Source organism: Micromonospora sp. RHAY321, from assembly GCF_023896955.1.
Taxonomy (GTDB): domain Bacteria; phylum Actinomycetota; class Actinomycetes; order Mycobacteriales; family Micromonosporaceae; genus Micromonospora.
Genome location: NZ_JAMHIW010000031.1, coordinates 1 through 12,569, shown reverse-complemented (window position 1 = coordinate 12,569; position 12,569 = coordinate 1). Strand labels below are relative to the sequence as shown.

The following is a 12,569-nucleotide window of genomic DNA, read 5'->3' as shown; positions in this document are numbered from 1 at the left end:
TCATCGCGCCGGCCGACCGGGGTGCGAGGGCACCGGCTAGGGTCCCGACATGCCCTTCGACATCGCCCGCACCCGGGCCGCCTACCCCGCCCTGACCGAGGGCTTCGTCCACTTCGACGGGGCCGGCGGCACCCAGACCGCGGCCGGTGTCATCGACGCGGTCACCGACGCCATGCGGAGCGCCGTGGGCAACCGCAGTGCCGCCTTCACGCCGGGTCGCCGGTCGCTGGAGCTGGTGGCCGCCGCCCGGTCGGCGGTGGCCGACCTGCTCGACGCCGACCCGGCCGGCGTGGTGCTCGGCCCGAGCGCCACCGCGCTGACGTACACCCTGGCCCGCACGCTCGGCGCGGGCTGGCGCCCGGGTGACGAGGTGGTGGTCTCCCGGCTGGACCACGACGCCAACGTGCGGCCGTGGGTGCAGGCCGCCGAGGCGGCCGGTGCGACGGTGCGCTGGGCCGAGGTCGACCGGCACACCGGTGAGCTGCCCGCCGGCCAGTACGCCGAGCTGGTGAACGAGCGCACCAGGCTGGTCGCGGTGACCGCCGGCAGCAACGCCATCGGCACCGTGCCGGACGTGCCGGCGATCGCCAAGACGGCGCACGCGGTCGGCGCGCTGGTGTGCGTCGACGGCGTGCACTCGGTGCCGCACGGGCCGACCGACCTGGCCTCGCTCGGCGCCGACGTGCTGGTCACCAGCGCCTACAAGTGGTCCGGGCCGCACCTGGCGGCGATGGTGGGCGACCCGGCCCGGTGGGCGGCGCTGCGCCCGGCGAAGCTCGTCCCGTCCTCCGACGCGGTGCCGGACCGGTTCGAGTACGGCACCCCGAGCTTCCCCCTGCTGGCCGGCGTGGCCGCAGCGGTGGACCACCTGGCCGGGCTGGACCCGGACGCGGTCGGCGACCGGCGTGCACGGCTGCGGGCCGGGCTGGCCGCCGCCCAGGCGCACGAGGAGGCGCTGCTGGAGCGGCTGCTCGCCGGGCTGGCCGAGCTGCCGGCGATCACCGTCTACGGGTCGCCGGCACGCCGCTGCCCGACGGTCTCCTTCCGGGTCGCCGGGATGTCGCCGGCGGCCACCCAGGAGGCGCTGGGGGCCGCCGGGTTCTGCCTCTCCGCCGGCGACTACTACGCCTACGAGTACTTCCAGACGATGGGGCTGCGGGACAGCGGCGGCGCGGTCCGGGCCAGCATCTACCACTACAACACGGCCGACGAGGTGGACCGGTTGCTCGCCGAACTGGACGCGCTGGCGGGGAGAATGGGCCGATGAGCACCCTGGTCGAGGACAACCCCGCCAAGCACCGGTTCGAGATCCTGGTCGACGACGCGCTGGCCGGCTTCACCGCGTACGTGACCCGCGGGGACCTGCTGGTCTTCACGCACACCGAGGTGGACCCGGGGTTTCAGGGCAAGGGCGTGGGCGCCACGCTGATCCGGGGCGCCCTGGACGCGGTACGCGCCCGTGGCGGCTCGGTGGTGCCGCAGTGCCCGTTCATGGCCGCGTTCATCGACAAGCACCCGGAGTACGCCGACCTGGTCGCCGTACAGAAGTAGTGCCCGGGTGCCCGGCGAGGGCGAGGTCAGCGGGCGCCGGTCAGCACCTCGGCGGCGGCCCGCCCGCTGGCCCGGGTGGCGCCGTGCGTGGCCAGGTGCACCGCGCCGGTGACCAGCTCGGGCACGCCCAGCTCGACCACGACCGTGTCCGGGCGGGCGGCCAGCGCGCGCCGCACCGCGGCCCGCATCCACTCGTGCCGGTGCAGGTCACGGACCACCAGCACCAGCGGGTGGTCACCCGCCCCGGCGCCCGGGTCGGCCGGCACGTCGGTCTCGGCGTAGCGGACGGTGCTCGTGCCGGGCAGCAGCTCGCCCAGCGGCAGGCCGAGGCCCCACGGGGTCTCCGCGCCGATGGCGATGTTGCGCGGCGGCTCGAACTCGACCACGTGCGCCGCGCGGGTCAGCGGCAACGCGACCGTCCCGGGCGCCGCGACGGTGACCCGCACGGCGCGGCGGGCGGCGATGAGCCCGACGTCCGCGCCGCCGCGCGCACCGGCCGACCGCTCGGAGCGGGCCGCCACCGTCCAGGCCGCGAGCTGGCCGACCCGCTTGGCCGCCTCGGCGAGGCGCTCCTCGGGCAGCTCACCGGAGACGACCGCCGCCACGATGGCGTCGCGCAGCTCCCGGGCCGCCTGCTCGTCGGCCCGTTCGCCGCCCACACAGATGGCGTCGGCTCCGGCGGCGAGCGCGCGGACCGCCGCCCCGGCGAAGCCGTACCGGTCGGCGACCGCGCGCATCTCCACGGCGTCGGTCACCACCACGCCGGAGAAGCCCATCTCGTCGCGGAGCAGGCCACCCAGGATGCGCTGGCTCAACGTCGCCGGCAGCTGCGGGTCCAGGGCGGGCACCAGCAGGTGGCCGGTCATCACCGCCTGCACCCCGGCGGCCACGGCGGCCCGGAACGGGGCCAGCTCGCAGGCGTCCAGGCGGTCCCGGTCGGCGGTGATCCGGGGCAGGTCGTGGTGCGAGTCGACCCGGGTGTCGCCGTGCCCGGGGAAGTGCTTGGCGCAGGCGGCGACGCCGCCGGCCTGCAGTCCGCGTACCCAGGCGGCCGTGTGCCGCGCGACCAGCGCCGGGTCGGCGCCGAACGAGCGGACGCCGATCACCGGGTTGGCGGGGTTGGAGTTGACGTCGGCGTCCGGGGCGTAGTCGAGGGTGACGCCGGCCGCGGCCAGCTCGACGCCGAGGTCCCGGGCGACCGCCTCGGTCAGCTCGATGTCGTCGACCGCGCCGAGGGCGAAGTTGCCGGGTCGGGAGCTGCCCCGCACCGACTCGATCCGGGTGACGTCGCCGGCCTCCTCGTCGATCGCCACGATGACGTCGGGCCGCTCGGCGCGCAGCGTCGCGGTGAGGGCCGCCACCTGGGTGGTGTCGACGACGTTGCGGGCGAAGAGCACCACCGAGCCGAGCCCCTCGCCGAGCCAGCGGCACACCCACGGTGGTGGGGTGGTGCCGACGAACCCGGGTTGCAGCACGGCGGCGGCCAGCGCCGGGAGGTGTCCGCTGGGCGCGGTCACGCCGGCCCCCCGTGGTGGTCGGCGTTGGTCCCCGGCGCTGGCGCGCCAGCGCCGACCCGGTGGTTGCGCTCGCTCATGCGGCCCCCGTACCCCATCTCTCGCGCGCCCTGGGCGCACCGCCACCGGCAGGCGGTGCTGCCATGGTCACACCGAGCGATTCAATAGTCAATAAACCTTACAGTTGCCTGGAGGCGCGGTCCCCGGGAGAGTGCGGGCATGGATCCCGCCCTGCTGGCCGACGCGACGAGCCCGGCCGACATCCCCGGCGTACGCCTGCTCGGCCTGGTGGTCGGCGCCCTGCTGCTCCTCGCCGCCATCCGGGCGATGTTCGGCCGGCGCTGAGCGCGACCGCCCGATCGGGCACCCTCGGGCCGGGTGTGGCCGACGGTGGCCGGGGTACGGCTTCCCCGTCAGCAGGCCCGCACCGCCGAGGGGGAACCATGAAGATCGGTTACTTTCTGTCCAGTGAGGAGTTCACGCCGGCCGAGCTGCTGGAGCAGGCGCGCGGTGCCGAACAAGCCGGCTTCGAGGCGCTGTGGATCTCCGACCACTACCACCCGTGGGTGGACGCCCAGGGGCAGAGCCCGTTCGTCTGGTCGATGATCGGCGCGCTCAGCCAGGTCTGTTCGTTGCCGGTGACCACCGCGGTGACCTGCCCGACCGTGCGGATCCACCCGGCCGTGATCGCGCAGGCGGCGGCGACCAGCGCCGTGCTGCACGGCGGGCGGTTCGTGCTCGGCGTCGGCAGCGGCGAAGCACTCAACGAGCACATCTTCGGCGACGCCTGGCCGCAGGCCGACGTCCGCCTGGAAATGCTGGAGGAGGCCGTCGAGGTGCTGCGCAAGCTGTGGACCGGCGACTTCGTCAACCACCACGGGAAGCACTACACCGTCGAGCAGGCCCGGATCTACACGCTGCCCGACACTCCCCCACCGATCTACGTCTCCGGCTTCGGCCCGAAGTCCATCGACCTGGCCGCCCGGATCGGCGACGGCTACGTGAGCACCATGCCCGACGCCGAGATGGTCCGGCGCTTCCGGGAGAACGGCGGCGGTGACAAGCCGTGCCAGGCCGGCTTCAAGGCGGCGTACGCCGACAGCGAGGACGAGGGCGTGCGGATCGCGTACGAGCGCTGGCCCAACGCCGGGGTGCCCGGTGAGCTGTCCCAGGTGCTCCCGTCGCCGCGCCACTTCGAGCAGGCCGCCGAACTGGTCAAGCCGGAGATGATGAAGGACGCGTTCGTCTGCGGCAACAGCGTCGACGCGCACCTGGAGATGATCGACAAGTACGCCAAGGCCGGCTTCGACGAGGTGTACGTGGCCAACGTCGGCCCGCACCACCAGGGCCTGTTCGACCTGTACCAGCGCGAGATCCTGCCCCGCCTGCGCTGAGCCGTCCCACGTCGGGGAGGTCTTGGACAGGTGCCGTCCGACCGCCGGCACCTGTCCAAGATCTCGATCCCGTTGCGGATGGCCAGCGCCACAGCCGAACGAGTTTCGGTGGTGATCGGGTCGGGTACCTCCGGCCCTCGATGAAACTGTCCACGCACTCGATGACGTTGCGCCGCGCGGCGCGGAGCCTCTTCGGCTGGACCGCGCTGCGGCCCAACCAACTGGCGGCCATGCGCGCGGTGATGAAGCGACGCGACGCCCTGGTGGTGCTGCCCACCGGCGCCGGCAAGTCGGCCATCTACCAGATCCCGGCCAGCCTGATCCCCGGCCCCACCGTGGTGATCTCCCCGCTGCTGGCCCTGCAGCAGGACCAGATCGCCGCGCTCAACGAGCGCCAGCGTCCGGAGCTGCGGGCGGTGCGGATCAGCTCGAACGAGTCGGCCGCCCAGCAGGCCGAGGCGATCGCCGAGATTCGCGAGGGCCGGGCGGAGTTTCTGTTCATCACACCGGAGCAGTTGAGCAACCCCGATCGGATGGCCGAGGTGGCGGCACTCAAGCCGGCGCTGGTGGCGATCGACGAGGCGCACTGCATCTCGGCCTGGGGGCACGACTTCCGCCCCGACTACCTGGCTCTCGGGCATCTGATCGAGGGCATCGGCCGGCCGCCCGTGGTCGCGCTGACCGCCACGGCGTCCCCGCCGGTACGCGACGACATCATCGCCCGCCTGCGACTGCGCAAGCCGGAGGTGGTGGTTTCCGGGCTGGACCGGCCCAACCTCTTCCTCGAGGTGGCGCACTGCCCCACGGAGGACTACCGGTGGCGGCGTCTGGTCACGCTGCTGCGCGACGACGAGCGGCCGGGGATCATCTACGTGCCGACCCGCCGGGCCGCCGAGGAACTCGCCGCCCGGCTGACCGATGCCGGCTTCCCGGCGCAGTTCTACCACGGTGGGATGGCGGCCGGCCCGCGCGCCGAGCTGCACGAGGCGTTCCTCGCCGACGAGGTCCCCATCATGGTGGCCACCTCGGCGTTCGGGATGGGCATCGACAAGCCCAACATCGCCTGGGTGGTGCACATGGCGCTGCCCGACTCGCCGGACAGCTACTTCCAGGAGATCGGCCGGGCCGGGCGCGACGGGCAGCCGGCCCGGGTGCTGCTGCTCTGGCAGGCCGAGGACGTGGGCCTGCAACGGTTCTTCAGCGGTGGCCTGCCCGACGAGAACGAGCTACGCGACCTGGCCGCGTTGCTGCGCCGCAAGCCGGCCACCAAGACCGAACTGCGCGAGGCCACCGGCCTCGGGCCGCGCAAGCTCGGCCAGTACCTCTCCCTGCTGGAGCAGGTCGGGGCGGCCGAGCCACGCGCCCGGCAGCGCATCGGCGCCCCCCGCTACTCCCCCACCCCGGTCGACGCCGCCGCGGCCGCGCTGGCCGAGGCGGAGCGACAGCAGACGGTGACGCGGTCCCGCACCGACATGATGCGGGCCTTCGCCGAGACCAGCGCCTGCCGGGGGCAGACCCTGCTGGCGTACTTCGGCGAGCAGATGACCCAGGTCTGCGGGCACTGCGACAACTGCCACGCCGGCACCAGCGTCGCCGACGACGGCGCGGTCGGGCCGTTCCCCGTGCACAGCCAGGTGCGCCACCCGGAGTGGGGGGCCGGCATGGTGCTCGGGTACGAGGAGGACAAGATGACGGTTCTCTTCGACGAGGTCGGGTACAAGACGCTGTCGGTGCGCGTGGTGTCCGAACAGGGCCTGCTGACCCTCGACTAGCCTGACCGGGGCACCGGGCCAACCGATTGACCAAGCAGAGCAGGGTGGAAGGGGCGTTGCCGTGATCGAGCAGCCGGCGTACACCGGTTTCGGTTTCTCCGACGAGGAGTGGGGGCTGCTGGTCGGCCTGCCGCAGTCGGTGCTGACCGCGGCGAGCGCCGCCGAGTCCGACGGCACCCGCCGGACCATGGCGGAGAACGCTGCCGGGTTGGAGACCATCGCCGCCGGCCGGGAGTCGGCCAGCCCACTGGTCGCCGCCGTGGCCGGCGAGATCGTGACCCGGGTCGGCGACCCGGACAGCGGCGAGGAGCTGCCGGTCATCGCCCCCGCCGACCCCCGGGCGATGATCGACGACGTGCTGCTGCGGGCCACCGAGGCCGCCACGCTGCTGGCCGCGCGGGTCGACGAGGGCGAGGCCGGCGCGTACAAGCACTGGCTCGTCAAGATCGCCGAGCAGGTGGTGGGCGCCGCTGCCAGCGGTGGGCTGCTGGGCCTCGGCGGCGAGTCGGTCAGCGACTCCGAGCGGCGCTTCCGCGACCGGCTCGCGCACGTCCTCAACGACTGACCCACCCGACAGGCGGCCGCCTGGTGGTCCCCCTCCGGGGAGGCCCACCGGGCGGCTGCTCTGCTGTGCTGGTCAGGAGGTCGCCGGACCGGCCGGGGTGGGGGTCCGACCGTCGGCCACCGTCGACGCGGCCGGACCGGCCGGGACCGGGTCGGCGTCCGGCACGGCGGGGTCACCGGGCCGCACGCCGCGCAGCGCGACCAGCGCGGTCGCCGCGCCCAGCAGCATCGCCACCACGGCGGCGATCGCGGCGAGGTGCAGCCCGTCGGTGAACGCGAGCCGAGCGACGTGCAGCACCGTGTCGCCCAGCTCGGCCGGCAGCCCCTCGGCCACCGCCACCGCGCCGGCCAACGTCTCCCGGGCCGTGTCCCGCGCCTCGGCCGGCAGCCCGGCGGGTAGGCCGTCGACGACCTCGCGGCGGTAGACCGCCGCGCCGACGCTGCCCAGGATCGCCATGCCCAGCGCGCCGCCCAGCTCACTGCTGGACTCGGTCAGCGCCGAGGCGACACCGGCCTGCTCCGGCGGCGCCGCGCCGAGCACCAGCTCGGTGACCAGCGACATCACCATCACCAGACCGGCCGCGTAGATGCTGGCGCCGAGCAGCAGCAGCCAGAGGTGCGACTCCGGCGTGACCCGGGTCAGCACCACGAAGCCGACCACGGCGATGCCGAAACCCGTCCCGATCAGATACGCCCGCTCGACGCGCTGGGCGAGCGCGGCCGCGGCCGGGGCGATCCCACCCACCGCCAGCGAGGGCACGAGGCTCCACAGTGCCGCCCGCAGCGGGCTCAGGCCGAACACCAACTGGAGGTGCTGGGTGGTGAAGATGGCGAAGCCGACCAGGGCGAACATCGCCAGCAGGTTGACCGCGAGCGACCCCGCGAAGCCACGGCGGCGGAACAACGCCAGGTCGATCATCGGGTACGCCCCGGTGCGCTGCCGGTGCAGGAACAACGCCCCGACCAGCAGGCCGGCGACGACGGCCCCCACCCGCGCCGCGTCGACGCCGTCGCGGGCCATCTCCTTGATCCCGTAGATGACCGGCAGCAGGGCGCCGAGCGACAGCACCGCGCCGAGCAGGTCGAACCGCCCGCCCGCCGGGTTGCGGAACTCGGGCACCAGCACCGGGGCGAGCAGGAGAAGCAGCAGCATCGCCGGAATGTTGATCAGGAAAATCGAGCCCCACCAGAAGTGCTCGAGCAGGATGCCGCTGAGCACCGGACCGATCGCGATGCCGCCGGTGAGCGTGGCCGTCCAGATGCCGATCGCGGTGCCGCGCTGCCTGGCGTCGTGGAACATGTTGCGCACCAGGGCGAGGGTGGAGGGCATCAGGGTGGCCCCGCCGACGCCGAGCACGGCGCGCGCGGCGATCAGGGTCGCGGGGCTGTCGGCGTACGCGGCCAGCAGGGACGCCGCGCCGAACGCGGCGGCGCCGAGCAGCAGCAGCCGGCGCCGGCCGATCCGGTCGCCCAGGGCGCCCATGGTGATCAGCAGTCCGGCCAGCACGAAGCCGTAGATGTCGAAGATCCAGAGTTGCTGGGTGGCGGTGGGGCGCAGTTCCTCGCTGATGAACGGGACGGCGAAGTAGAGCACCGACACGTCCATCGAGACCAGGAGCAGCGGCAGCATCAGCACCGTGAACCCGATCCACTCCCGCCGGCCCGCGCGGGGTGCCGGTGCGGTCGTCGCTGTCATGGGAGGACTCCTTCTGCGTATGACGTACGCTGTAATGCGTAGACCATACGCAGAACTAGGATGGCGAGGCAAGGAGGACATGTGGCGGCGACGACAGACGACAACGGCCCGGCGATCCCGCCGGCCATCGAGAGCGCCTGGGGGCTGCGTGAGCGGCCGCCCAAGGGCCCCCGGCCCGGGCTGACCGTGGGCGGCATCGTGGACGCCGCCGTACGGGTGGCCGACACCGACGGGCTGGCGGCCGTCTCGATGAGCCGGGTGGCCAAGGAACTGGGCGCCGCCACCATGGCCCTCTACCGGTACGTCGGCTCCAAGGACGAGCTGCTCATGCTCATGGTCGACGCCGGGTACGGCCCACCGCCCGGCCCGGCCGCACCCGAGGACGACTGGCGCGCCGGCCTGACCCGCTGGGCCTGGGCCGAACACGACGTGCTGCGGCAACGCACCTGGCTGCTGCACGTGCCGATCACCGGCCCGCCGATCACCCCCCAGCAGCTCGGCTGGCTCGAGGACGGGCTGCGCTGCCTCGACGGCACCGCACTGGCCGAGGGCGAGAGGATGTCCGCACTCCTACTGATCACGGGTTACGTCCGCAACGAGGCCACCCTCACCGCGCAGATCACCGAGGGCAGCCGGGCCGCCGGCATCGAGCCGGGCGAGATGATGCCCGCGTACAGCCGGATGGTCAGCCGGCTCATCGACCCGGCCCGCTTCCCGTCGCTGCACCGGGTGCTGACCTCCGGCGTGCTCGGCCAGGAGGACAATCCCGACGACGAGTTCGTCTTCGGCCTCGACCGCATCCTCGACGGCATCGAAGCCCTGATCCGGCGTCGAGCGGTCTGAGGGGGCCCGATGTTGCACAGGGACACCATCGACACCACTGTCCTTCCGCCCGCTGAGCGGTTCGGGATGTGGCTGGACCTGGTGGCGCGCACCTCGGCGCCGATGCGGATCCAGTCCGCGCACGCCGACGACTTCGCCGCCCGGGCCGACTTCATCGATCTCGGCCCGATCCAGCTGATCAATTACAGCTATCCGTCGCTGGACGCCACCCGGACCCGCAAGCTCGTCCGCCAGTCGGATCCGGAGCTCTACATGCTCGCCCTCACGACGGATGGCGTCGGCACGTCCAGCCAGGACGGTCGCCGCAGCGAGATCCGGGCGGGCGAGTTCACCTTCTACGACGCCTCCCGCCCGCACGACGTCGGCCACCACGCCACCGAGCCGGAGCGGGGCCAGGCCAGCTCCATCATCGCGATGATCCCGCACGCGGCGCTGCCCCTACCGCCGCAGCGGATGGCCGCGCTGTACGGCGGCCGGATGTCCGGCAGCGAGGGAGTCGGGGCGTTGCTGGCGCAGTTCCTGCTCCAGGTCACCGGGCACCCCGAGCAGTACCACGCCGCCGACGCCAGCCGGCTCGGCGCCGTGGGGCTGGACCTGGCCACCACCATGCTCGGCCGACACCTGGTCGCCGAGGACGAGGTACCCACCGAGGTACGCCGGCGGGCGCTGGTCACCCAGGTGCAGGCGTACGTCCACCGCCACCTCGGCGACGCGACGCTCAGCCCGCAGACCGTCGCGGACGCCCACCACATCTCGCTGCGCTCACTGCACCGGTTGTTCGAGGGCGAGGAGGCCACCGTGGCGTCGTACATCCGGGACCTGCGTTTGGCACGGTGCCGGCGCGACCTCACCGACCCGGCGCTGCGCACCCATGCCGTGCAGACCATCGCCGGACGCTGGGGGTTTCCGGACAAGGCCCACTTCAGCCGGGTGTTCCGGGCGGCGTACGGGCTGAGCCCACAGGCGTACCGCGAGGCGCACTCGGGTCCGGCGCGGATCGTCAACCGCGCGGCGTCCATGGTCAACTCGGCAGAGGCAGACTGACAACCAACGCGGCCGACCCGCCGCCCGTCCAGCGGGCCCACGGTCGACCGTAACGGGGGCCGTGGCGAGGCGCCCGCCGCCAGGCCGCGGCGGGCGGCCGCCCGGTGTCGACCCCGACGGTCAGGCCGAGACCCCGGTCCCGTCACTCTCCCCCCAGGATCGTTGGCGGGGCCGGTCAGGCCTTCTCCAGCAGCTCCAGCACGACCCTTTCGGCCTCCTCACGGGGCGCCTGCGGATCCACCGGCGCCACCACCCCGTCGTGGTAGAGGTCGACGACCCGGGGGTCCACGTAGGACGTACGGGCCACGGTGGGTGTGTTGCCCAGAAGTTCGGCGACCTCGCGCATCACCGCGACCACGGCCCTGCGCCGCGCGGTCATCGACCGCGCCGGGCCGACGGTGGCCAGTTCGGTGGCGGCGAGCACGGTGGCGTGCCAGGTGCGGAAGTCCTTGGCCGTCATCTCTCCTCCGCTGGCGTCGCGCAGGTAGCCGTTGACCTCGTCGCTGCGCACGTCGCGCCACTCCCGGCCGTCCCAGTAGCCGAACAGCCGGTCCGCCTTCCGCCGGCGACGGCGCAGGTTGGTCAGCACCTGGCACAGCTCCGGGTCCTCGATCCGGCGCACCTGCTCGATGCCGCCCTTCGCGGGGAACTCGAAGATCACACAGCCGCCCCGCGTGCGGGCGTGCTCGGGGCGCAGGGTGGACACCCCGAACGTCGGCTCGTCGCCGGCCGCGTACTGGTCGCTGCCGACCCGGAACATGCCCATGTCCAGCAACCGGGCCACCGTGGCCAGCACCCGGTCCCGCCCCAGTCCCCGGCCGTTGAGGTCGTGCCCCACCCGTTGCCGCAGCACCGGCAGTCGCCGGGCCACCTCCAGCACGTGGTCGAACTTCGCCTCGTCCTGCTTCTCCCGCCACAGCGGGTGGTAGAGGTACTGCTTGCGCCCGGCCGCGTCGACCCCGGTCGCCTGGATGTGCCCGTTCGGGTACGGCGAGATCCAGACGTCCTGCCAGGCCGGGGGGATGACCAGCTCGCGCAGCCGGGTCAGGACCTCGGCGTCCTTGACCGGGGCACCGCTCGGGTCGAGGTAGAGCCAGCCCTTGCCACGCCGGCGACGGCCGTATCCCGGCCGACCCGGATCACTACGCCGCAACCGCACCGGAGACCCGCACCACCCGTTCCACCTCGGCCACGGCGGCCAGCACCTCGTCCACGTGCAGGGCCGCCAATGTCGGATGGCTTCCTACCCCGTCCCACCTGGGCCAATCCACCTGTCCGGCCCAGAGCACCCGGTGCCGGGGGCGGTCCGGCGGCGGCCCCCAGTGGGCCGGTGACACCGGCCCGAAGAGCACCACCGAAGGGGTGCCGTAGGCGGTGGCAAGGTGGGCCACCCCGGTGTCGCCGCTGACGACCAACCGGGCGTCGGCGACCAGGGCGGCGAGTGCCCCGAGGTCGGTCCTGCCGGCCAGCACGGCGGTGGGTGGCAGGCCGGCTGCCTCGGCCACCCGGGCGGCCAGCATCCGTTCGTCGGCCGAGCCGGTGAGCAGCACCCGGTGACCCCGGTCGGTGAGCGCCCGGGCCAGCGCCGCGAACCGCTCGGCGGGCCAACGCTTGGCGGGGATGTTGCTGCCGGGATGCAGCACGGTGGCCCCGGCGGGCAGGCCGGCTGGTTCCGGCCGCCGTAACGTCAGGTTGGTGCGGTCGGCGGGGATGTCGTACCAGGACAGCAGCCGGCACCACCGGTCGACCTCGTGTTCGTCGGGGGTCCACGACGGACCGTCGGTGAAGCCGGCGTCGGCGTTGGCGAACGCGAGCAGCCGTCGGGGCTGCGTGTCGGCGAGCAACCGGTGCGACTGGGGGCCTTTGCCGTGCAGGTTGACCGCGATGTGCGGGGCCGGCCCGGGCCAGGCCGGCCCGTCCAGCCCGACGGTGTCCACCAGCCGGTCGACGCCGCCCACCAGGTCGACCACCGGCGCCAGCCAGGCGGGTGCCGCGAGCACCAGCTCCTGGTCGGGGTACGCGGCACGCAGCGCCCGCAGCGCGGGCACTGCGGTTGCGAGGTCGCCGACGCCGAGGGCGCGTAGGACGAGGATCACGGGTAGGAGGTTTCCTGTTCGGCGCAGACGATCATTTCGCGGATGGCGCAGCCGGGTGGTTGGTTGAGGGCGAACATGATGGCGGCGGCGGTGTC

The 12,569-nt window shown here is 73.6% G+C and carries 12 protein-coding genes and 1 pseudogene; 8 read left to right on the top strand and 5 right to left on the bottom strand.

Annotated features, from left to right (window positions below; all coding sequences use genetic code 11):
- Positions 1 to 49: 49 nt before the first annotated feature.
- Both M8C17_RS31175 and M8C17_RS31170 read left to right on the top strand, forming a co-directional pair.
- Positions 50 to 1,267 carry a cysteine desulfurase-like protein gene (locus M8C17_RS31175; protein ID WP_252420283.1) on the top strand — a complete coding sequence of 406 codons (1,218 nt, stop codon included), beginning with the start codon at positions 50 to 52 and terminating at the stop codon, positions 1,265 to 1,267.
- Entirely contained in the window at positions 1,264 to 1,551 is a 288-nt protein-coding gene (locus M8C17_RS31170) for a GNAT family N-acetyltransferase (RefSeq protein WP_252420281.1), read from the top strand. The genes M8C17_RS31175 and M8C17_RS31170 overlap by 4 nt, the downstream gene beginning before the upstream one ends.
- A gap of 26 nt (positions 1,552 to 1,577) precedes the next feature.
- Here M8C17_RS31170 and M8C17_RS31165 read toward each other — a convergent pair whose 3' ends face one another.
- The gene (locus M8C17_RS31165; protein ID WP_252420279.1) at positions 1,578 to 3,068 is read right to left on the bottom strand and encodes a glycoside hydrolase family 3 protein; all 1,491 of its coding nucleotides are present in this window, start codon (positions 3,066 to 3,068) and stop codon (positions 1,578 to 1,580) included.
- Between the two features lie 216 nt (positions 3,069 to 3,284).
- Here M8C17_RS31165 and M8C17_RS32000 point away from each other — a divergent pair, with 216 nt between their 5' ends.
- From M8C17_RS32000 to M8C17_RS31150, 4 genes are all read left to right on the top strand, one after another.
- The gene (locus M8C17_RS32000) at positions 3,285 to 3,410 is read left to right on the top strand and encodes a hypothetical protein (RefSeq protein WP_255421242.1); all 126 of its coding nucleotides are present in this window, start codon (positions 3,285 to 3,287) and stop codon (positions 3,408 to 3,410) included.
- A gap of 98 nt (positions 3,411 to 3,508) precedes the next feature.
- Positions 3,509 to 4,459 (top strand): TIGR03557 family F420-dependent LLM class oxidoreductase, encoded by a 951-nt coding sequence (locus M8C17_RS31160; protein ID WP_252420277.1) that lies wholly within the window; start codon positions 3,509 to 3,511, stop codon positions 4,457 to 4,459.
- A 140-nt stretch (positions 4,460 to 4,599) separates the two neighbouring features.
- Entirely contained in the window at positions 4,600 to 6,231 is a 1,632-nt protein-coding gene (locus M8C17_RS31155) for an ATP-dependent DNA helicase RecQ (protein ID WP_252420275.1), read from the top strand.
- Positions 6,232 to 6,292: 61 nt separating this feature from the next.
- Complete coding sequence (locus tag M8C17_RS31150; protein ID WP_252420273.1) at positions 6,293 to 6,796, top strand: hypothetical protein; 504 nt, start codon at positions 6,293 to 6,295, stop codon at positions 6,794 to 6,796.
- A 72-nt stretch (positions 6,797 to 6,868) separates the two neighbouring features.
- On the opposite strand, the gene M8C17_RS31145 is transcribed toward M8C17_RS31150, so the two are convergent.
- Complete coding sequence (locus tag M8C17_RS31145; RefSeq protein ID WP_252420271.1) at positions 6,869 to 8,491, bottom strand: MFS transporter; 1,623 nt, start codon at positions 8,489 to 8,491, stop codon at positions 6,869 to 6,871.
- Positions 8,492 to 8,572: 81 nt separating this feature from the next.
- Here M8C17_RS31145 and M8C17_RS31140 point away from each other — a divergent pair, with 81 nt between their 5' ends.
- Together M8C17_RS31140 and M8C17_RS31135 are read left to right on the top strand one after the other, a co-directional pair.
- Positions 8,573 to 9,334: a TetR/AcrR family transcriptional regulator gene (locus M8C17_RS31140; RefSeq protein WP_252420269.1), complete on the top strand. Its 762-nt coding sequence runs from the start codon at positions 8,573 to 8,575 to the stop codon at positions 9,332 to 9,334.
- 9 nt (positions 9,335 to 9,343) lie between these two features.
- Positions 9,344 to 10,378: a helix-turn-helix domain-containing protein gene (locus M8C17_RS31135; RefSeq protein WP_252420267.1), complete on the top strand. Its 1,035-nt coding sequence runs from the start codon at positions 9,344 to 9,346 to the stop codon at positions 10,376 to 10,378.
- Between the two features lie 175 nt (positions 10,379 to 10,553).
- On the opposite strand, the gene M8C17_RS31130 is transcribed toward M8C17_RS31135, so the two are convergent.
- The 3 genes and pseudogenes from M8C17_RS31130 to M8C17_RS31120 form a co-directional block, all read right to left on the bottom strand.
- Positions 10,554 to 11,537, bottom strand: coding sequence for a DNA topoisomerase IB (locus M8C17_RS31130; RefSeq protein ID WP_252420265.1), 984 nt, complete (start codon positions 11,535 to 11,537; stop codon positions 10,554 to 10,556).
- Complete coding sequence (locus tag M8C17_RS31125; RefSeq protein ID WP_252420263.1) at positions 11,521 to 12,474, bottom strand: glycosyltransferase family 9 protein; 954 nt, start codon at positions 12,472 to 12,474, stop codon at positions 11,521 to 11,523. Before M8C17_RS31125 ends, M8C17_RS31130 begins: the two co-directional genes overlap by 17 nt.
- A pseudogene (locus M8C17_RS31120) lies at positions 12,471 to 12,569 on the bottom strand (short-chain dehydrogenase); the annotation flags it as partial. The pseudogene M8C17_RS31120 and the gene M8C17_RS31125, both read right to left, overlap by 4 nt.

Coding starts and splice junctions, on each gene's coding strand:
- M8C17_RS32000 (WP_255421242.1), top strand. CDS start 3,285: ATGGATCCCGCCCTGCTGGCCGACGCGACGAGCCCGGCCGACATCCCC.
- M8C17_RS31145 (WP_252420271.1), bottom strand. CDS start 8,491: ATGACAGCGACGACCGCACCGGCACCCCGCGCGGGCCGGCGGGAGTGG.
- M8C17_RS31175 (WP_252420283.1), top strand. CDS start 50: ATGCCCTTCGACATCGCCCGCACCCGGGCCGCCTACCCCGCCCTGACC.
- M8C17_RS31160 (WP_252420277.1), top strand. CDS start 3,509: ATGAAGATCGGTTACTTTCTGTCCAGTGAGGAGTTCACGCCGGCCGAG.
- M8C17_RS31155 (WP_252420275.1), top strand. CDS start 4,600: ATGAAACTGTCCACGCACTCGATGACGTTGCGCCGCGCGGCGCGGAGC.
- M8C17_RS31170 (WP_252420281.1), top strand. CDS start 1,264: ATGAGCACCCTGGTCGAGGACAACCCCGCCAAGCACCGGTTCGAGATC.
- M8C17_RS31135 (WP_252420267.1), top strand. CDS start 9,344: ATGTTGCACAGGGACACCATCGACACCACTGTCCTTCCGCCCGCTGAG.